This is a genomic window from Nocardia sp. NPDC055053 (assembly GCF_053608285.1).
The window spans coordinates 57,043-78,027 of record NZ_JBSGVD010000001.1 but is presented as its reverse complement, the minus strand read 5'-3'; the positions used below and the strand labels follow the sequence as shown (position 1 = coordinate 78,027).

Annotated in this window: 14 protein-coding genes; 8 read left to right on the top strand and 6 right to left on the bottom strand. The window is 62.1% G+C overall.

The window, feature by feature from the left end; all coding sequences use genetic code 11:
* The first annotated feature begins 16 nt into the window (after positions 1 to 16).
* Complete coding sequence (locus ACWF82_RS00335; RefSeq protein WP_452496468.1) at positions 17 to 982, top strand: helix-turn-helix transcriptional regulator; 966 nt, start codon at positions 17 to 19, stop codon at positions 980 to 982.
* A gap of 13 nt (positions 983 to 995) precedes the next feature.
* Here ACWF82_RS00335 and ACWF82_RS00330 read toward each other — a convergent pair whose 3' ends face one another.
* Genes ACWF82_RS00330 through ACWF82_RS00320 form a run of 3 tightly spaced genes read right to left on the bottom strand, consistent with a single transcriptional unit; the run spans position 996 to position 2,976 of the window.
* Positions 996 to 1,319: a hypothetical protein gene (locus ACWF82_RS00330; RefSeq protein ID WP_452496466.1), complete on the bottom strand. Its 324-nt coding sequence runs from the start codon at positions 1,317 to 1,319 to the stop codon at positions 996 to 998.
* An 11-nt stretch (positions 1,320 to 1,330) separates the two neighbouring features.
* Positions 1,331 to 1,723 carry a hypothetical protein gene (locus ACWF82_RS00325; RefSeq protein WP_452496464.1) on the bottom strand — a complete coding sequence of 131 codons (393 nt, stop codon included), beginning with the start codon at positions 1,721 to 1,723 and terminating at the stop codon, positions 1,331 to 1,333.
* Positions 1,723 to 2,976, bottom strand: coding sequence for an amidase domain-containing protein (locus tag ACWF82_RS00320; protein WP_452496462.1), 1,254 nt, complete (start codon positions 2,974 to 2,976; stop codon positions 1,723 to 1,725). Before ACWF82_RS00320 ends, ACWF82_RS00325 begins: the two co-directional genes overlap by 1 nt.
* Positions 2,977 to 4,294: 1,318 nt before the next feature.
* Between ACWF82_RS00320 and ACWF82_RS00315 the strand changes: the two genes are divergently transcribed.
* Positions 4,295 to 4,879: a hypothetical protein gene (locus tag ACWF82_RS00315; RefSeq protein WP_452496460.1), complete on the top strand. Its 585-nt coding sequence runs from the start codon at positions 4,295 to 4,297 to the stop codon at positions 4,877 to 4,879.
* Positions 4,880 to 4,902: 23 nt separating this feature from the next.
* Here ACWF82_RS00315 and ACWF82_RS00310 read toward each other — a convergent pair whose 3' ends face one another.
* Together ACWF82_RS00310 and ACWF82_RS00305 are read right to left on the bottom strand one after the other, a co-directional pair.
* The gene (locus ACWF82_RS00310) at positions 4,903 to 6,177 is read right to left on the bottom strand and encodes a hypothetical protein (protein WP_452496458.1); all 1,275 of its coding nucleotides are present in this window, start codon (positions 6,175 to 6,177) and stop codon (positions 4,903 to 4,905) included.
* Positions 6,174 to 6,359: a hypothetical protein gene (locus tag ACWF82_RS00305; protein WP_379031149.1), complete on the bottom strand. Its 186-nt coding sequence runs from the start codon at positions 6,357 to 6,359 to the stop codon at positions 6,174 to 6,176. The genes ACWF82_RS00310 and ACWF82_RS00305 overlap by 4 nt, the downstream gene beginning before the upstream one ends.
* A gap of 446 nt (positions 6,360 to 6,805) precedes the next feature.
* Between ACWF82_RS00305 and ACWF82_RS00300 the strand changes: the two genes are divergently transcribed.
* A complete protein-coding gene (locus ACWF82_RS00300; protein WP_452496456.1) occupies positions 6,806 to 7,258 on the top strand; it encodes a pyridoxal-dependent decarboxylase in 453 nt (150 codons plus the stop codon).
* A gap of 190 nt (positions 7,259 to 7,448) precedes the next feature.
* Here ACWF82_RS00300 and ACWF82_RS00295 read toward each other — a convergent pair whose 3' ends face one another.
* Complete coding sequence (locus ACWF82_RS00295; protein ID WP_452496454.1) at positions 7,449 to 8,573, bottom strand: DNA cytosine methyltransferase; 1,125 nt, start codon at positions 8,571 to 8,573, stop codon at positions 7,449 to 7,451.
* Between the two features lie 396 nt (positions 8,574 to 8,969).
* Here ACWF82_RS00295 and ACWF82_RS00290 point away from each other — a divergent pair, with 396 nt between their 5' ends.
* From ACWF82_RS00290 to drmB, 5 genes are all read left to right on the top strand, one after another.
* On the top strand, positions 8,970 to 9,164 hold the full coding sequence (locus tag ACWF82_RS00290; protein ID WP_452496452.1) for a hypothetical protein: 195 nt from the start codon (positions 8,970 to 8,972) through the stop codon (positions 9,162 to 9,164).
* A gap of 590 nt (positions 9,165 to 9,754) precedes the next feature.
* The gene (locus ACWF82_RS00285; protein WP_452496450.1) at positions 9,755 to 14,500 is read left to right on the top strand and encodes a sacsin N-terminal ATP-binding-like domain-containing protein; all 4,746 of its coding nucleotides are present in this window, start codon (positions 9,755 to 9,757) and stop codon (positions 14,498 to 14,500) included.
* Positions 14,497 to 16,011 (top strand): NERD domain-containing protein, encoded by a 1,515-nt coding sequence (locus tag ACWF82_RS00280; protein ID WP_452496449.1) that lies wholly within the window; start codon positions 14,497 to 14,499, stop codon positions 16,009 to 16,011. The genes ACWF82_RS00285 and ACWF82_RS00280 overlap by 4 nt, the downstream gene beginning before the upstream one ends.
* A complete protein-coding gene (locus ACWF82_RS00275) occupies positions 16,008 to 19,178 on the top strand; it encodes a helicase-related protein (RefSeq protein ID WP_452496447.1) in 3,171 nt (1,056 codons plus the stop codon). Before ACWF82_RS00280 ends, ACWF82_RS00275 begins: the two co-directional genes overlap by 4 nt.
* The gene (gene drmB / locus ACWF82_RS00270) at positions 19,159 to 20,976 is read left to right on the top strand and encodes a DrmB family protein (protein WP_452496445.1); all 1,818 of its coding nucleotides are present in this window, start codon (positions 19,159 to 19,161) and stop codon (positions 20,974 to 20,976) included. The genes ACWF82_RS00275 and drmB overlap by 20 nt, the downstream gene beginning before the upstream one ends.
* The last annotated feature ends 9 nt before the right edge of the window (positions 20,977 to 20,985 follow it).

Below are 20,985 nucleotides of genomic sequence, written 5' to 3'. Positions count from 1 at the left end.
GGACATAATCGAAAACATGGCCGACACGAGCGCACGCACCCTCCGTCTGCTGTCGCTGCTGCAGACGCATCGCTACTGGCCGGGCACCGAACTGTCCGAGCGCCTCGGTGTTTCGGCGCGCACCCTGCGCCGCGACATCGACCGGCTGCGTGAACTCGGCTACCCCGTGGAGGCCCGCCCCGGCGTCGACGGCGGCTACCAGCTCGCCGCCGGCGCCGCCCTCCCACCCCTGGTCCTCGACGACGACGAAGCCGTCGCCATCACCGTCTGCCTGCAAGCGGGTTCCCAGGGCGCGGGCGACGGCCTGGCCGAACCGTCCCTCCGCGCCCTGGCCAAACTCGTCACCGTCCTGCCCACCCGCCTGCGCCGCCGCGTCGACGCCTTACGCGCGATGACCGTCTCCACCGGCTGGAACGCCGTCCCCCTCTCCGACGTCGACCCCGCCGTCCTCACCGACCTGGCCATGACCTGCCGCGGCGAGGAACGCCTCACCTTCACCTACACCGCCGCCGACGGCCGCACCAGCCCCCGCGAGGTAGAACCCCACCGCCTGGTCTCCCTAGGCCGCCGCTGGTACCTGGTCGCCTACGACCTCACCCGCCACGACTGGCGCACCTTCCGCGTAGACCGCCTCACCGACTCCCACACCACCGGAATCCGCTTCCGCCCCCGCGAACTCCCTTCCCCCGACGCCGCAACCTTCGTCCGCGACGGAATAGGCACCCGCCGAACGGGTTACACCGTCACGGCCGAAATCGAAGCCCCCGCCCTCGATGTCCACACCCGCGTCGGCCGCTGGTGCATCATCACCGCCCTCCCCAACGACCGCTCCCACATCGAGATGACCGTCGACAACCTCGACTGGCCGATCCTGTTGCTGGGCAAGGTAGAAGCCGGCTTCCAGGTCCTCGGCCCACCGGAACTTGTTGCGCGACTGGCGGAGTGGGGAACGCGCTTCAGTGCGGCGACATCACGCGCCTAGCAGCCCCTGCTTCTCATTCCGACATCACATCGACGGCCTTGCCGACCCGATCGAGGCTGGTGGCGTAGCTCTCGTCCACCGCGACCCGCGCTGTGACGACCTGAACGATCTTCTGGCCGATGCTCTCCAGTTCGTCGAGGCTCGCGAGAATATCCCTCTTCCGCATATACGCCAGGTCGACCAGGGCTGGCCCGGTCTTCCAGCCATCGTTCGCCTGGGAGGCAGGGGCGATTTCGTCGAACTGCGCCTCAACCCGAGCCCGGGACTCGCTGCTGTTCGTCGATATCGCATTTCCCGCCTGGGTGGCGGACGCGGGATCGATGCAGATGTCGCCCATGTGCTTTCCTCTCAGATCCGTGCTGCGCAGGGATGGTAATCGGGTGAACTGGGCTCGGTGGTGCCGGGCGACACCGTCGCCAACGTCACCAGCGCCGCGTACAGACCGACCGCCACGAGTACGATGCCCGCAACGAGAATCGGCGCCGCCTTCCACCTGGATGCGGTGCGCGCCAACGAAACGATCAGCGCTACCAGCAGTACCGCCGTGCCGATGAGCAGCGCGGCACCCAGAGAATTCAGGAGCACTGCTGCACCGGGGACATCGATCGACTGTGCGCATCGAGTCGCGAGCAGCTCGCGCTTCCGGTCGTCCAGCAGGTCGTCCGCGGCTACCAGTGCGACTACCGCACCGCAGAAAGCCGCCGCCGCGGCACCTGCGATGACCAACGGTCCGCGTTTCACTACCAGGTCTCCTTGGGTCGGATGATGCGCACATTCTGGGTGCCGCCGTCCTGGTTGGAGAATCCGACCCGATCGGTGAGGCTGAAGTCTTTCCCATTGGTTGTGTGCTGCGAATAGAGGACATCGCCATTCGGCAGGACACCGGTGACTATCGCGGTGTGGTGTGCTTCGCCCGGCTGGTAGTCGCCCACGTTCTGGGTGTGCTCCCAATAGATCACATCGCCTGGTTTCGCACCGGACACCCCGACATCCTGCGCGCCGTTGTCCAGGAAGAACTTCTTCTGTGCCTCGGCGTTGTACCAGGTATCGGTGTAGCTCATGCCCTGCAGTGAACCCGGACCAGGCGGGTCGAAGTCGATCCCGGCGGTGCGGCTGCGATTCCAGCCGTCGTCGTCGGTGGTGAACGTCCCCTTCGAGTCCAGTCCGGCCGCCGACATGGTGGTCGAGACGAAGTTCGCACAGTTGTTCTCGAACACGTCGATCGAGGTGTCGTTCGCGTGCGTGCGAGCGAATTCGACGGCCTTCACGGCGTTGTAGCCATTCGATCCTTCGAGCTCCTTCTTGACGCTGTCCGGTATCCCGCCGAGGTCGTGCAACTCGACGGGCACCGCGAGCATCAGATCCTGGCGCCGTTCGACTGACAGCGAATTCCACCACTGCGCAACAACCTCCGGCGACTGCCCTTGAGGCAGTGTCTCGCGGATCGCGTCGAGTGCGTCCGTCACCGCGGCCGACTGCTGCTTGATCGCTTCCTCGAGCGAGCTGCTGTCCACACTGATCGCCAGCTTGCGTAGCGCGCCCGAGATCTCCTCGTCGGCACGCGTCGCGGCGTCGACCGCGTCCTTGATCAGCGTATTGCAGCGGTCACGGTCGGCCTCGGCGGTATCGGGATCGTGGTGGCCCGCGGGAACAACGAACGCGTCACCTTCGAGCTGCAATCCCGCGATCGTTCCGGCCGAGATCGCTGAGCTCGCTTGCGATTGCGCGATCCGCGCCGCGTCTTCCAACGTGTCGAGGGCGGTCACTGCACCCCGCAGCAGGACCGCGATCTCCTCGAGCTTGCCTGTCACACCGACGACCCTGCTACGTACGATCTCGCCGAGATAGTCCGGCCAGGATTCCTCGAGGCGTTGGGTGCCGTTGGCATGGATCTCGGCTACGGCCTCCTCGCAGTCCTTCGCCGCCGCCAGCAGATCATCCGCCGCCGCTTGCCATTTCCCGGGGTCCGCGTAGCGGAGTTGGTGAAGATTCATCGCACTTCGTTCATAACAGAGGCGGTGGACGTCTGGTCGAACAGACCCTTGGTAGTGCCGGATTCAACGATCGAACTCTGTTGTCAGGGGCGATATCCACCCTGAGGTCGGTACTGCGGCGGCTGACCGATCGCGAGCTGTTGCCCCTGTGGCGCTGCATGACTCGGCTGTGGGAAACCCGGATGTGACGCGCCTTGGATGGGTGCGGCACCAGGGGACTGTGCGCCAAGGGCGGGTGCGGGCTGTGCGCCGGGTATGGGTGCAACAGCGGGGTGTTGTGCGCTCGGTGCGGCCACCGCGCCAGGTGTGGGCGCGAGACCGGGATAGTGTCCGCCGGGCATGGGTGCGGCACCCGGATGCTGCGCAGGGGCTGGCGTAACTCCGGGATGGTGCCCGACCGGCGGCCGCGTGCCGTATGGCTGCACACCCGGCATTTGCGCACCGGGTGCCCAGGCGCCGACGGGTCGCCCACCGACCTGCCCGGCCGCTCCCTTGCACCACCGCCGCGTCGACGGCAGCACGGCGAGCACGAATGTCACCACCGGAAACACCAGCACCAGCATCGACAACCCCCACGGCACGTCGATCCCCACAGACTCGAGCCCGTAGAAGGCCGATTGCCCGAACACCGCATCCAGATGCCGCCCGACCGGAATGCCGTAGTGCAGCAACTGGACAACAGTCGAGATCACCGTCACCACATACGAGGCCAGCACCCCCACACACCCCAGCACCACCAACGTCGGCCCCGCCCCCCCGCCGCCGGAACACCAGAATCGCCCCCGCCAGCAACAACACCCCCGCCAGCGAGTCGACCACCAATGTCACCATCGACACCACCGACATCCACCCAGGAACCAACCCCCACGCGAACACCCCACGCTCACTGTTCACGGTCGCCACCACCCCGAAAACAACCCCGACCACCCCGACAATCCCCCCGAGCAGCGCAAGAACCGCAGCCGCAACCGCCGTCCCCCCGCTAGCCGGCCGCTGATCCGCAACCCTGTACATCTGGTCCTCCTCGCGTAGTCCCGGTCGGCCCACTCTGACCAGATCCACCAGGCTGCCGCACATCGCCAACCGCGCATCGTGAACACCGCGAGTGGCCCCGCCGCCGATACTCAGTTACCCCCGCCGCAGCCGAATACACGACTGACCTGGCAGATGACGAAGTCATAAGAACACTCCGCGACGGTGCCGCTGAAACCGGCGCCGTCGGAAGAACAGCTGACACCCCGCACACGCTAGCTAGGTCATCGCCGATTGCGTAGCGCCGCCTCGACACAGTCGCCATCATGGAGGAGTGAATCCCGTTGTGCAGCAAGTACTCACGATGGCCGGCGTCCTGCTCGGCGGCGGTACGACTTTCGTTCTGACAACGTGGACGGAACGGTCACGATGGCGCCGTGCGGAGCAGAGCAAGTGGGATGACCGCAGACTGGTCGCGTACAATGAATTCGCCCACGCACTCAAGCAGTACGCCTTGATCTCGATGCGATTGTCGGCCGCCCGCGGTTTCCCGAATGCCGGCCAGCCGATCGACCTCGAGGAGGGCCTGCGTGCACTGGTGGACGCCGATTCGGAGAAGTCGCTGAAGTGGGAGATCGTTCTGCTGCTCGGCTCGCCCGAGGCGGTCGCGGCGGCCCGTCGCTGGAACAAGGCCGCGTGGGAACTCGGCTATGTGGCGATGGGCGCCGACATGGCCCACGACGAGTACGTCCGCAAGTACGAGGAGATGGGCCGCCTGCGCAACGAGTTCTACGAATGCGCCAGGGGCGATCTCGGTGTACGCAGCGGTGAGCTGCCACCTGGCAACAAGGCGTGGCTGCCGCCGGGTGGGCACGTCGGTGACAGCGCATCCGATGGCTCCCTACCACAGCCATCGGAACTTCCGGCGTAGTCCGGCGCTACGTCTACTCCGGACTATCCGTGCCGATACCGCTGCATCCGCCGCCGCTGGAAGAACAACTGGTCGACCGCGACCGGGGCCACCAACGCCGTGATCTCGGCCAGCCGGGTGTCGTAGTGATGCTCGGTAATGCACCGGTGCAGGTGCGCCCGCCGCTCGGGCCCGAGCCCCGACCACACGGCGCCGAACCGAGCCTGCGCGTCGGGTCCGGCGACGGCAACCAAGTCGAGCAACGCGGGCCAGCAATGGGTTTCCGTGGCCCGGGCAGGAAGCTCCGCCACCGTGGAATCCGACAGCGCGGCCAGCGCGTAACCGACCACGCTCCGCACACGCTCGTCCATGCGCGAGATCAACGTGAACAGCCCACGCCAACTACCCGAGTCACTGCGGCTGTCCAGCGGCGCGACCAGCCCGACTCCCACCCCCGGATCGTCGAACACCGGATTGCCGACCAGCGTCCACAGCGCGACCGGCGTGAGCTGCCCAGCCAGCGTGAGAAGTTCAGGCACCGCCCCCACCCCGATCGCATTCCTGACCAGGTTGGCCACCTCGACAGGCCGCGCATTGCCGAACAGCACATCGCCCACCCGGCAGATCACATCCGGCGCACACCGCGAAAACACCGACAGCGCAGCATGTTGCAGCGCAGGGCGGCCTGACATCACCGCATGCACCATCCGCGGAACCCGCCGATGCGGACCATCGAGCAACTGCCGGATCACGGAGCTGAGGATGTCGACGTCATAGGAGTAGGCAGCAGAGTGGATCAGCCCCGCATCGTCAGGAACACCCGCCTCCACAGCCGCGATCAACTCCGGTGTGGCACACGACAAGAAGGGCCCAGCAGTCACATAATCACACCGCCGCAGCAGCTCGTTCACGATCTCGACGATCGGCCCAGGCGGCGCCACATCCGACAGCTGCTCGATGGCCCGCGGATCCAGATACGGCGCACAGTCCGCCGCATACCTCGGATCGAGCATCATCAACGTCTCAGCAGCCTTGACCGGATGCTCCACCCCGACAGACCCCGCCGCCCGCCCGGTAGTCATCGGCGGAACCAGCCTCTGCACCAACGGAATCGAGATAGACAACGGTATGAACGGCACCAACGCACTGATCCGCCGAAACGTCTCGGTGTGCTGATCGAACAACACCCCGGATATCTGCTGCTGCAACTCATGCAGCCGATCGGCCCCCAGATACCGCAGATGCTGCACCCGCTGAGGATGAACATGCAGCGTGCGAGCCAGCAGAATCAACTGCGCCCGCGTAGTCAAATCAGTCATCTGCCGCCGAACATGATCTTCTTCGTCACCGCACGCAACGGCCGAGGCAACGCCCCGATCATCGAGTCGATCGACTTGTCCAGCGCCGCAGCCTCGAACGTCACCGCCGCCCGCATCAACTCGAACAAATCCCTGGCTTCATCGGCGGGCAAACTCTGTAACGCAGGCAGCGTCTCAGGCACACCACCCTCACGGTCACTTCGGACAGTCATGTGGCTCCTGAACAACGAGTGGATCTCAACCTCCGAGAATGCCGCCTCGCCCCGCCTCCGACCACCACTTCGCGAATATCTGTGCACAGCAACGAAAACAACAACACAGATACATGTGAACCGACGTTCCACCGACGATGTTCAAGGACCTATTCCCGTTGACATCGCCCGAACTGCCAGCTGCCCGTGCGCGGTTGGCCGGCCGCGCTGCACCTTCCGCGCAGTGCCACGTCGTCGACTACTGCGGCAGGTAGTGGTTCCGTAGCGGTCGCGTGTCTGCCCATAACGGACTTCCTCTTGGAACGTAGTAGCGACCGGATATGCACCACACGGAAGGCAGGCTTCGATGAAGACATCGACAATATGCGCGCACGCTCCCGCAGGTCGACCACCACAGCGGGCTACTTCATCGCGCCGTGAATCTCGGCTTGCGGTTCAAAGCGCGGCCGGAGATCTTCGGCCGACGTGCCACCGCGCAGGAGATCCGCGATTCGCTCGTCACCGACCTGCCGATGTACTCCATGACAGCAGAGGAGGTCCTGGCCGATTTTGTCGATCGAGTACTGCCGCTCTGCAAGAACGAAGCTTCGCCGAGATTCATGGGATTCGGCGACACCGGCGATGATCACTTTGCACTGACGGGCAGTGTTCTGGCGGTACTGACTCAGCAGAACATGATCAACCAGTCGTTCGACAGCCCGAGCGCGACGTTCGTCGAGATCGCAGTACTCCGGTGGCTGCGGGAACTAATCGGCTATGTCAATCCGCCGGTTGCCGAAGTTGCCACGTTCTGGGATGTAGGCGGAATGATCACTTCCGGAGGGGCGACTAGCAACATCGGCGTCGTAGCGGCCGACGAGCCGATCTGATCGACTCGAATCAAACTGCACCAGTTAGCTTCTCGCACTATCGAACACGGGTTGGGGCAGCTGGTGATCGCTGCACCACAACGAATGTGAACGCTCGGCTGGGCGCGCACCACTGTGGTGTTACGCCCGGCCGCCTTATGAGGCATCCGCACTGAGAGGGCGTCGCCTTCGCCCGCTCAACCGAGAGCGATCACTCCGCACTCAGCTCCAACAGCGGGACGATACCGCTACTGTCGTTGCCCCATTTCGCGGCGACAGCGTGGTCGAGATCGGTGGGATCGACACGCTTGCCCAGCGCCGCCGCAAGGACGTGGGCCGCTAGCCGGGGCGGGATGGCATTCCCGATCTGCTGGGCGATTGCTCGACCGCTCCATTGGTAGTTGTTGGGGAAGGTCTGCAGCATGCCGGATTCGAAGTTCTCGAACCGCGGCTTGTCCAAGTTCTGATTGGAGCCGGGAAACACCAGCCGATTCCGAGAGATCTTGCCTGTGACTGTGGCAGCAGGCTGATCAAACCGCCTGCGTCCCCGAGCGGCCGGGTCACCCCCAGTGCCATAGTTCGACACCACCTCGAAACGGCCACGGCGGCCTAGCGATTCTCCCATCGTTCGCCACGGCAGCTTCGCTGGGTCACCGACTCCCCGCGCCGTACCTTTCCGATAGCGATGGTGCGTGGACTCCGGAAGAAACGCTTCGCCTGAGCGTCGCGCGATCAGGATCGCGCGACGACGTGTCTGTGGGACGCCGAACTCCTCGGTGTGCAGTACACCAACTGCCACACTATATTTCAGTGCGCGTAACGCGTCGGCCACTGCCTGCCAGACCGGCAGCACCTGCGGTACCTGTTCGAGCACGATCGCGTCGAACGGGCGGTCCGCGATGTACGCCTCCAACGCCCACCGCAGCGGCTGGAGCACCAGGCCGGTCCGCTCGTCGCCCGTGTCCTCTTTCAGCTGCCACAGCGCTTCGTCGATGTTCTCCTGCTCGATCATCTCTTCAACCAGCTTGATGAGCGTGCCGATCGACTCACGGCCGACGCCGTTGCCTGCAACGGTGTATGTCTGGCATGGCGGCCCCCCGGAGAGGATCCGGAACGGAGCAGAGGGCTCGATGTCCTTCACGGAATACTCCGCTACATCGCCCCTGATGGTGGCTAGCCCGGCTGCTGCACGGGTCGCACAAGCATCCCCATCCCACTCAATGCCGACCGAGTCGACCCCGAGCCATCGCGCGGCAACGTCGAGCCCGCCGGGGCCCGCGAACAGGTCCACCATGTGGTACTCGGACGAGCTGGGAGGAGAAGAAAGGTCAGACATGATCGGCACATTCTATCCACGATGATCGGGCATCCAACGTGGACTCAGCCGTCTACCCCGCGTCGGGGATGGTCAAGCTGTCGGTTGACTGGGGGTGACCCACCAAACGACTGTTGCCGTCGCGCCGAGACGGGGAGTCCAGCCTGTCGTCGATCAGCGTCAGTTGATCGAGGCCGGCCCGTTCTAGTGCGTTGATTCGAAAGTTGTTGGGCAATGCATCTGATTGAATCCCTGACATGCGAGCTGCCCCTCTGGTGTTGCGTGACGGCGACCGAGAGATTCTGCAGGGTTGGATTCGGATGTCGACGATGAAGCCTGGACTCGTGCTGCGGGCCCAGGCTTCATCGTGTTGGCTGCCGATGCGTGGTTCACGCCGAGATTACCCGTAGGTTCTCGATGTCACGTCAAACAGTGATCAACTGGCGAGATCGCCACCACGTTCGCGGGATTGATGGCGTGTACGACGAGACCCGCTCGGGTCAGCCACGGACAGTGGACGGGGACAGGCTGATCGCCGCAAGCTTGATCCCACCTCCGCCGGAGTACGGTGTTACACACTGGAGCTCACGACTTCTGGGCGCGGCCACCTGAAGATCACGCATGGCACCGTGCCGTGGGCGTGGGTCGAATATGGTGTGCAACCGTGGCAGGCCGAGAACGGCAAAAGTCGTGGCCTAGTCCGGAGCGGGACCGTCGCCTACGGGACCGCCGAAGAACGTTTGTTATACGCGTCTCTGAAATGGGAACAGCATTTCGGCACTATTCTCGGAAATACGTATTCGTGTCATCCATGATGGGCTCCTGAATGTCAGGGAAGAAAACTCTATCGTCATTACCCATTTGTCGCACTTGCCGTTTCTCTGTTGTGTCGTGATCGGTAGAAGGTAAATGAACGCTGCATAGCCATTCGGGTTTGTCGGATCGCGACGATCGGCGATTGATTCGATTTGTCGGCTCGCCGCACTCGGTTCGAGTCATGCGTTCAAAACATACCGACTGGACGCTCGGTTTCTCGATGTCAGCTCGACGCTGGACAGATTCGGTTGGATGTGCTTAGAATTCACGGCAGGTCGCCCTAGGTGGGAGAAAAGTATGGTGGCGGCCGACTCAATCCTTAGGAGTTGAATACAGGTGTTGGCTGTGCCGTGTTCTAGCTGGCTGCCTTGGGGGGTGTCTACATCGTGGGTGTAGAACATTCGCTTGAATGGACCTCGAACGGACCGCTCGCCCGAGAGGTTGACATTCTGTTCGAAAGTGCTATCGGCTCGTACGAGGCCAATCGCAACCTCGTCGATGAACATGCGAATCATGAGGACTCCATCCGATCTGGCGGATACTCGAGTCGCACGCTGTTAGAGCTGGTCCAGAATGCTGCAGATGCTGTGCGCGGAACTGGGGGCGTCGCAACAGGTTCCGGTCGAATCGACATTACCCTCGATGAGAATCGAGGTATCCTGTATTGCGCGAATGGCGGTCGCCCCTTTACGGTCGAAGGCTTGACGGCAATCGCTCATGCCCATCTGAGCGCAAAGCATGGTGACGAAATCGGTCGCTTCGGCCTTGGATTCAAATCCGTCCTTGCCGTGACGGCCACCCCTCAGGTGTTCAGCCGGTCTGTATCGTTCGAGTTTAATTCAGAGGAGGCTCGGCGCAGGCTTGCGGTGGTTAATCCGAACGCCCCCAGGCTGCCGATTCTTCGGACCGCGACCAGGGTGGACGCTGATGTCGCGTTTATGAATGATTCAGTGCTTGCTGATTTTTCGACTTGGGCTACAACAATCGTCAGACTGCCGAGTCTGACTCGAATGGAAAGCTTGGCGAAGGAGATTCGAGAATTCCGTTCCGAGTTCTTGCTGTTCGTCGAGGATGTTCGGGAGATACGTCTCCGGATCATCTCTAACGATAGTGAATTCTCGATGATCCACAGGTCGGTCGACCTCGGTAACGGGCGCGTGCGGATCGAAAAGGGTGATCGTGCCGTGGACTGGGTGGTGCAACATCGTATGCATGCGCCCTCTGCCCCGGCTCGATCAATGGTGGGCGAAGCAGTCTCCAGGAAACAGGTCAAGGTTACCGTTGCGATGCCCGCACGGCAGTCTGAGCGGAAGGTCGGGCAATTCTGGTCCTACTTCCCACTGGCGGATGAGACAACGGCTTCAGGTCTCTTCAATGCGCCATGGAGTGTCAATAACGATCGCACGAATCTGCAGGAAAACGACTACAACCGCGAGATTCTTTCGACCTTGGCTGGGATGTTTGTCGAGATGCTGCCAAAGGTGACTTCAGTAAGTGATCCGGCTGCTCATCTAGACTATCTGCCGGCCCGTGGTCGAGAGCTGCGGTCATTCGGTGACCGGATGCTGACCAATCAAATTCCATGGCTCATCGCGAATGCAAATATTGTGCCGAACTCTGACAGTAAGTTCTGCTACGCCAAGGACTTGCGCCCACTCGACTTCGAGTGTGTTGTCGCGCCTGGTGATCGTGGCGGTGCGTCCGTAGAAGACATCAAAGGCTGGATTGAGTCGCCGAATACGCTTGCGGACGTGCCGCATTGGCGGTGCTACGCGAGTGCGGCGCGTCTCACGCGACTGCGTGATATCTACGTAAATGCCTATTCGCCACAGTTCTCGGACGGGCAGCGGTCCGATGTAGCCGCCGCCCGGAACTCGATGGCAAAACGCGGTATCCTGACCTGGCTGCGTGAGTGGGCCGACGGTCCGGACGTCGAATCTGCCGCAAAGGCACTCGACTTCGTGTTGCAGAACCCGAAGATCCCCAGCATCAGATCCGCGAAGGTTGTCCCGACGAGTGGCGGACCGCGGTCGCTCGACGACTACAAGTCCGTTTTCCTACACCGGGTGGACGGCATCGACATGGACGGCGGGGTATTCGTCGACCCGCGATTTCTCGGCATCCATGGTGTAGAAGACCGACTCCGCGCGGCAAAATTCCGCAACCTCGACCCGCTCGCCATCCTGCGGGCCCGGCTGAACAGCTTGTCTCCACAGTCCGACGACAGTGCGCACGTCGACTTTTGGGAGGCTGCCTTGGACGTCACCGAAGCGGCAGCGCGGAAGATTGTCGAGCGGGACACCCGAGGCGTTCTGAAGGTACCCACTCTAGATGGCGGCTGGTCGTTGCCACATCGAGTGTTGGACTTCGATGGGCTCGGCGAGCTTGCACCCGATCGGCAGCTCGACCGGCGTCGATGCGTTCCTGCAGTGGCTCACGCTGCCGGAGCTGTCGCGGAGGTCGTCGCCGAGTATCCGATCGAGGATGAACTCCGTTTCGACGAGTACCACGAGTTCGTGCTGAATCTCGTCAACCAGGATCGTGGTCCCCACGAGAGCCCAACTGTGCGAATCGAGTTCGATCGAGGCCAGGGCGCGGGGCCTTTCTCGGTCCTGCTGGCGATGAAGGACGTCGGAGCAGCCACCAAGCTGCGGGAGGCCATGACTGTCCGATTGCTCGCTGCTGCGACCGACGGCGTGTGGACCTGCGAGGATCTCGACACCAGTCGGACCTATACGGTCGACTCGCCAGCTCGATGGGCAGTCCTGCACGCAGGTGTCGTGAGCTCTACGTGGGGGTCGCGCCCTCCATTGGGTGTCGTCTCCCCGATACTGGTCGAGTACGGCACACTGCTTCCGCAGTTCAAAGGCGCCAGGGCCGTGGCGGATGCCCTGTCGTTGCCGCAGTCGATCGAGGACGTTCCCGTAGGAGTGCTCCAGGAGGCTCTCGAAGCCCGCCAGTTCAGCGGAAATGTCTCGATGGCCAGACTTGCCGAATTTGTCATCGCGGCAGGAACCCGTGCGTATCAGGGCAAGCGGCCTAGCTCGATTCCAGCTCTTGTGGGACGCAACATCGAACCGACGCCGCCGGAGTCCGTGTTCGTGGCCACCACCGAGGAACAAGAAAGATTCCTCTCCCAGCGTGGCAAGCACTTCCTGTTCGCCACGGAGGAGCAGGCAGAGCATTTGGTGCACGAGGTCGGCTGTCGCCGATTCGAAGACAGCTTTTCGTTCTCCATCGAGATCGACGGTGTGAAGGGAAATGACGCAGTACTCGACCGGTTTACGGGCCTCCGCACGACTCTGGCTCGGGATCGCATCGAGAATGCTTCAGTAGTAACAGCACTGACCATTGCAAAGCTCGTATCCACCGAGGACGGCGCGGAGGAGCAGGCCTTGGACTGGCATCTCGATGGCGTAACCCTCACGGTTCGAGCAGATTTCGATGATTCCCGAGTTGCTCGAATCGTGAATGAGGCGTTCGGCCTGAATCTGACAAATGCCGAACTTGAGAAGGCGCTTCAGGCGGGAATCGACCAGAAGCTTGAGCTGCAGCGCGCACAAGCACGTGCAGTTACGACTGACAGTGCTCGGCTTGAGATCTACTTCGGGGACGACACACTGCGTGAGGATCTACCAACCGGCCTGTGGCATGCACTCCAGAACCAGGGACTCGTCGACGGCACGACCTCGCTAGGTGACCTTTTCCTGACCGTATACCGCGCCGATGCAATCCGCCGACTGGCAGACCGCTTTCGCGAAGACGGGTACACCGATGTTCCGAAACGTTGGGCCGGCGAGGGACCTGCGATCGCGTGGGTCCGAAAGATGGGCTTCGGCGCGGAATATGCCGGCACCCGAAGCACGCCGCAGGCAGATGAGTTCGTCGTTCCCGGTGCGGTGAAGCTGGAGCGTTTGCACAACTTTCAATTCGACATCAGCAGAGAGCTTCGAGCTGATCTGACCAACCGCAAACAAAACGGCAACTGCCTCAAGAGCCTGATCGATCTCCCCACCGGTGCAGGCAAGACCCGTGTAGCGACTCAAACAGTGCTGCAGCTCTTCATCGAAGGCGAGTTGCAGGGGCCTGTGCTGTGGATCGCCCAGTCGGCCGAGCTGTGTGAGCAGGCGGTACAGACTTTCAGCACAGTCTGGCGTGGTCTCGGAGACGAACGGCCGCTGACCGTCGGTCGCCTGTGGGAGGGGAACACCGTTCACCAACCGGATACCGAGTTCAGCGTCATCGTTGCCACCGACGCCAAGCTGGAGGTCATCCTCGACCAACCTGAATACGAATGGCTCAGCGAGTCGACTGCGGTATTCGTCGACGAAGCCCACCGCGCTGTCGGGCCTCGCTACACCCGGATTCTGCGCTGGCTCGGCGTGGATGGTCACCACTGGAAGCGACCGCTGGTCGGACTATCGGCGACTCCGTTCAGAGGCAGATCGGACAACACGGAAAAGACTCGGGAGCTGGCAAGCCGGTTCGACTCCAACATTCGGCAAGCCTTCGGCGGCAGTTCCTTCGTATATGAAGAGCTGGTCAACCTAGGCGTACTCGCCCGAGTTGCGCGGGAGGTTCTCCCCGGCATCGAGGTCGAACTGAATGCAGCAGAACTCAGTGTGGTCCAATCGATGCGAAGGCTGGACGCCAGAGTCCTCGACCGGATCGGCAAGAATGAACAACGGATGCAGGCGTTGGTCGATCACATTCTCGCTCAGGACCCCTCATGGCCGATCCTCGTCTTCACACCGAATGTGCTTTCTGCGCAGGTTCTTGCCGCCACTTTGCGGTACCGGGGCGTAGAGGCTGAGTCGGTCAGTGGTCAGACCGGAATGCGGGCCCGTCGTGACACGATCCGACGATTCAAGCAGGGAGAGATTCAGGTCTTGACCAACTGTGACCTCTTAATTCAGGGCTTCGATGCACCTGGAGTTAGAGCACTCTATATCGCTCGGCCAACGTTTAGCCCGAGTGCCTACATTCAGATGGCCGGTCGCGGCTTGCGTGGGCCGCTCAACGGCGGCAAAGAGGAATGCCTCATCGTCGATGTGGCTGACAACTTCGGTGCCGCAAACGATTTCCTGGGTTATCGCGAATATGAAGACATGTGGCGGGAGCGAAACAAATGATCTTGGTACCTGACCTGGCCGGCATCGAGTCGACAGCAGCCAGTCCCGCAGAACGTGCGGTGGCGCGCCTGCTCGCGAAGGTCGAGGCGCCCGCCGATGCCGTCGCGTTCTACTCGTTGAAGCTTCGTACCCACGGCACAAAACAGCAGGCAGAAGCTGACTTTGTCGTCCTCTGGCGTGGAGTCGTCATCGTCATCGAGGTCAAAGGCGGGGGCGTCCGAAAGTATGAAGGCGATTGGTACAGCATCTCTCGCAACGACCAGTGGCACAAACTTCGTGAATCCCCGATGGACCAGGCGCAATCGGCAATGCATGCCCTCCGATCCATCCTGCAGAAGGACGGGTTCGGTTGGTATGCCCAGGAAGCGGTCGTGATAACCCCCGACATCGAAGCACCGCCGTCCGCCGTGGAGTGGAAGGGCAGTCACTGGTGGGCCCGTGAAACCATGACGGTCGCCGGTGTTACTGCCGCATTCGAGCAGGTTGTTGTCGGCGCCAGGCCGGTACCGCCCGGTACGAAGATCGCTCGGCAGCAGGATCTCCGAGACCGTTTGTTCGGCGAGTTCACCCGCATGCCGGTGATCGATGCACAACGTGGTGCGGTGCTGGAGGAACAGAGCAGGGCGACCGAGGACCAGGCTCGCGTGCTGGCAGCGTTGTCTCGCAATCAACGGATCATCGTGCAGGGCGGCGCCGGCACCGGGAAATCCCTCGTCCTCGCTGAGGCGGCCAAGCAGGAATCGTCCGAGGGTAAGTCGGTACTGATCACCTTTCATTCGCCAGCTCTGATCGAGTTCTTCCGGCCGCTTGTGGCCGACCGAGGCATCGACTTGCTGGCTTTCGCCGATCTGGCGGTTGGCAAACAGTACGACGCCGTGTTCGTCGATGAAGCCCAAGACTTGATGAACGCGAGCGGTATGGACGCGTTGGACGGGGTCGTCCGTGGCGGCCGAGCCGGTGGTAGATGGCGAATGTTTCTCGACCCCAACAATCAGGCGCACGTCGACGGTGAGTTCGACGCAGACGTATTCGAGCTTGTCAGAGACGAAGCGTTGCAGCTCGATTTGACCAAGAATGTCCGCAACACGAAATCGATTGTTCACGTTGTGCAGGAATATCTGCATGCCGACGTCGGGGACCCGGGCATTGTCCACGGTGACGAGGTCCAGTGGCGGACCGTGGCAGTAGCCGACGGGCCCGCCGCGGAAGATGTCTCGCGCGAACTCATTGCGGATGGCGTGGCACGGAAGGACATCTGGATCCTCCGAGTCTCGGCAGTCGGCGAACCGTACCGAACAGGTGAAGGAATTCTGGTCACGAATCCCAAGTCTGCAAAAGGCCTGGAAGCGGAGCACATCATCGTGTGTGATCACCCTGCGGAATTCGATAGCCCCGCCCTCGCTGCGTTCTATGTTGCGGTGACGCGGGCACGCGTGACCTTGCATATCATCGCGTCCGCGGCAGACAAGAGGCGCCTGCAGCAACTTGTCCGGCAGGAGGTTCGGCAGTGAATCTCACTGGTGCACAGCAAGATGTGCTGCAGCATCTCCGTAGCTCATATCTGGGGCCTACGGCCGTCTCGGGTGATGCAGGCACACGGGAAGTAACCAGGAACCCGCCGAACCTTCAGTACGCGGTCGGCATGTTGTTCCCTAGCAACGCATATGGTGACCAATCCCAGATCGGTCAACTGTCGGCCGACGTTGCCGAGGGCGAAATCGAAGAACATGACGCCGGTGTTCCCCTTGCCGAGGACTGGCGACCGTCATCCGCTGCGATCTCGTTCGTGACGGACGGCATCTCAGTTCGAGTCGATTTCGGTTGCGGTGTATACGCCAAACTGGATGGAGATGGTCCTCCACGATGGAAGCGCACACCCTTCCACGCGAGTGGACTCATGCTTCGACGAGGAGAGAAGCCGGTGTCGCTACTGGCTCCTGGTGGACCTGAGCTCGAAATCGGCTCGCGGTGGCGTGAATTCCACGGTGAGTTCCTGGTGACAGTCCATGTCCGAGTGACGACAGACTCCGTCGGCGACGACTTCGGTGACATCGCGAGCACGCTGTTCCAAGTCGAGCTGTCTGTGGCACCAGCTGGCGACGCCCACATCTTGGAGTACGACACGACACGATCTGTCGACCTCGACCCAGAGGCCGCAGAGCTGCGTCTGCGGTACCGGGACCGCAAGGTCTTCGCGGTCGGACACGGTATGGCCGCAAACTGGGAGCTTGCTGATGGCCGTTGTCGGAAGGTGTTCCTCGACCCTGTGCCGGCCCACGTGGTACCCAGCATCGAAACGACAGCATTCGAGGAGGACGCAGCCGAGGCGAGAGCTCTCGATCTGGACCACCTCGCGACAATCGACTCGGATCCCGATGCTGTGGTTGCCTCATTGGACCTGTTTGTCGACGCGTATTCGAAGTGGGCGACCGATCAGATGAGCCGTGCCGGTGACTTCGGCAAGGACGCGGACATCGCCTACCGAATCGCCGAGCGGTCGGTGGTCGCTGCCCATCGGATGCGAGAAGGCATCGATGTTCTAAGGCATCCCGCCAACGAAAAGCTGCGATCTGCTTTCGCTCTTGGTATGACGGCGATGGCCCTCCAACTACGGGCCAAGGTTCGGTCCGCTGACGGTCCGAGGAAGCCACAGTGGCGGCCGTTCCAGCTCGGTTTCCTGCTCGTGGCATTCGCATCCACGGTTGACGACCATCATGACGACCGGGAGACCGTCGACCTGATCTGGTTCCCAACCGGCGGTGGGAAGACCGAGGCGTACCTCGGCCTGGCCGCAATCGAAATCTTCCGTCGCCGCTTGGTGTACGGACAGAGGGGCGGTGGCACAGCCATCCTTACCCGATACACGCTGCGACTCTTGACATCCCAACAGTTCCAGCGGGCTGCCTCGCTGATCTGTGCAATGGAGTTGATGCGCGCATCCGATGCTCGAGTCAAGGGAATGCCGCGGTTCACTATTGGGCTGTGGGTCGGTAAGGATGTCACCCCGAACACCCGGCAGGACGCCGTTGCTGCTTGGGAACGGCTTCGGAAGGCTAGCCGACCGGCCGAGGCCAACCAGCTCCAGATCGAAAGCTGCCCCTGGTGTGATTCGTCGCTACTGCCAGAGAAACATCAGGCTAGCGACGCGGACTACGGGATTCGCGTCGAGGGGCGCGATGTTCTGTTCGCCTGTCTGAACCGGTCGTGCGAGTTCCGCGACGGACTTCCGCTGGTAGTTGTCGATCAGGTACTTTACGAGGAACCGCCCACCATCCTGCTTGCCACTGTCGACAAATTCGCCCGCCTGCAGTTCAAGCCTGAAGCCGGTCGACTGCTCGGGATCGAGACGCCCTTCGTACAGCCGAGCCTGATCATTCAAGACGAACTGCATCTTTTGTCCGGCCCGTTGGGTACGACCGTGGCGGTGTTCGACGCAGTAGTGCAACTGCTGTTGAGTAGATCCGGTTCGAGTCCCAAGATTGTCGCCTCGACCGCTACGATTCGTGCCTCGGATGACCAGGTCCGCGGGATGTACGGGCGCGAGGTCAAGTTGTACCCACCATCGGGTCTGGACGGAGATACGACCTTCTTTTCGCAGCCGGTGAAGAGCAAACAGGGGCGGTTGTACATCGGCGCAATGCCACAGTCGATGTCACAAGCATCGGCAGTGGTCGCCATCGCAACACCCATGGTAGAGATTCCGGAAGTGCTCGACTCGGGATCGGGAGCGTACCTGAATCGGGACGCGTATTGGACACTGGTCATGTACCACAACAGTCTTCGCGAGCTCGGCCGATCTTCCGCGCTGATTGTCGACGACGTCAACGGTCGGTTGGAGCCCCGCGCTGATCGGTTGGGTATTCGAAGGCGGACAGTGCAGGCCGGGAACGTTCTGGAACTCACGAGTCATCGCGGTGCAGACCAGCTGCCGAACGACCTGCGCACCCTCAAACGCGGCATCGGTGAATCAGCCGACGTGATCGATGTCGTGCTCTCGTCGAACATGCTGTCCGTCGGGATCGACATCCCACGACTGGCACTGATGTTGATGGTCGGTCAGCCGAAAACCTCAGCGGAGTATATCCAGGCCACGAGCCGCGTAGGGCGTGGCGATACGAATGGTGTCGTCGTGACCTTGTTCCGTTCCAATCGACCCCGCGACCGCTCACACTTCGAGACCTTTGGCGCTTACCATGAGGCCCTCTACAGAAGTGTCGAGCCTACAAGTGTGACACCCTGGTCGTTGGCCTCACGGGATCGGTCACTTGCCGGCGCCCTTGTCGCGCTGGTGCGTCAGTCTTTCAGTTCTTTCAGCGCCAATGACGCCGCAGGTGCCGTCGACCTCGACAACGAGCAGATCCGCAGCGCGGTTGAACGATTGACCGAACGTCTCCTGGAATACGTCCGACGATCAGACCCCGACGAAGCCGAGGAGACAGAGGCGGATCTTGAGGGGCTGCTGATTGACTGGCACCGGCGGGCCCAAAAGGCTCGGACAGAAGACGACATGATGCGGTACGAAGGCACCCCCGCCGACCCAACTGCCCTGTTGCGGAGGTTCGGACAACAGCGTGAAGGCTGGCTGGTCGGCGACTCGATGAGGTCCGTCGAACCCAATGTGGCAATCGTGGTGACTGAACCGCAGGAGAAGGACGGCTATGGAACCCATCAAGCATGATCTCCGACTGTCAGAGGTATTGTCTCCCTTCGGTGTTGGTGCAATCGTCGACGTCTTGGGTGAGTCGTTGATCGCCGCGGACACATCCTGGTGGGATGAGAAGGCCAGCAACGAAATCATCTGTGAGCGACTGCGCACCCGGCTTGGCTGCGGAAAGCTGATAGAGCCACCTACTCACGCCGGTCGCATCGGAAAGAATACTGCCGCGCTGCGCTACTGGAGATTTCCGGCGTGGAGATTCTGCGAGCGCTGCGACAGACTGTCGGATCGGACAGGGCGGATGCGCGGCAAGTGGAGCAATACGTGTGACTGCGGTGGGCGCCTGGTGCCGATGCGTTACGTCGCGGTGTGTGAGGGAGGCAGCCATGTCCAGGACATCGACTGGGTCAAATGGACACACCGCGGCCCTGGCGTCGATAACCGGCCGCGTTGCCACGACTACAAGTCGCTTCGGTTCACCAAAGCGGCTGACAAAGGTGAGGGTCTGCGGGCGCTCATGGTGACTTGCCATCGCTGCGGCACTGCCCGATCGCTCGACGAGTTGACCTCGAAGGGCGCCCTGCGTCGAGACGGCCTGCGCTGCGACGGACGCCAGCCGTGGGAACTAGCTGAACGCGGCGTCGAACCCTGTCCGCACCCACTGGTGGCTGCCCAGCGTGGCGCGACCAGCAACTACATCGCTGAAAAGGTTGCAGCACTGGTGATTCCGGAGGTGCCTACCCACTTCAGTGAGCTCAACGCAAAAATCAGGGCAAACCGATTCTTCGACAACACGAAGATTGCCTCGCCGGGTGGTGAGGCCTTGGCCGGCTATGTCGTGGAGGACCTAGGGGACCCAGATGTGACGATAGACATGGTCCTTGCCGTCGCCGCAGAGGAATCCGGTGTAGCGGCGCCGGACGACATCCCGGTCAGCGATGTCTTGCTTGATCTTAAAGACGGTGAGTGGGCAGCGTTCCAGAAGAAGCTAGGTGCAGGACGCGATCGGTCGGGCGAGGACTTCGTTGTCGATGGATTTGACCTCGACAAGGCGGCCCGTCCGGAGGCTCTGTCGAACAAGGTCAGCGGGATCGGCCAAGTCCGTCGCCTTCGTGAGGTTCAAGTGCTGAAGGGCTTTCGGCGCCACACCGCAGATGCGGCGTTGATCCGCCCCTACCTCGGGAGAGGTCCGAGAAGTCGCGATGTCTACCCTGCGATCGAGATGTATGGCGAGGGCATCTTCATTCGGTTCGACGAAGATCAGCTGGCCGAGTGGGAATCCCAACCAGCCGTTCAGCAACGTGCGGCCCTCTTGGCGGATCGCAGGGCTGCCACGACATGGGCGTCGCGGCTGGACGTTCCGGAACCGCGCTATATCGCGCTGCACACCTTTTCTCATCTTATTATCCGGCGGCTCGCCTTTGAGAGCGGCTATGCCTCGGCATCGCTACGTGAACGGATCTACGCAAACTCCGATCGTGCGGACAAGACCGCTGGTGTTCTCATCTACACAGCCGACGGTGACGCACAGGGAACTCTGGGTGGGCTTGTCCGGCTCGGAGACCCGAAGCGACTTGCCGCCACGATCGTCGGCGCCCTCGATGACGCGGACTTCTGCTCCAACGATCCGGTGTGTATCGAGAGTGATATTGCCCGAGTGGCCCAACTGAACTTGTCCGCATGCCACGGCTGCTGCCTGGTCAGCGAGACATCATGCGAATCCAGAAACCGTCTGCTGGACCGGAAGTTGTTGCTGGGCGGGGATGGGGTGCCCGGTCTATTGGCGGGCGTCTTGCCAGAGGTTCGCAGCCGCCGCTGAGAGCGTTGA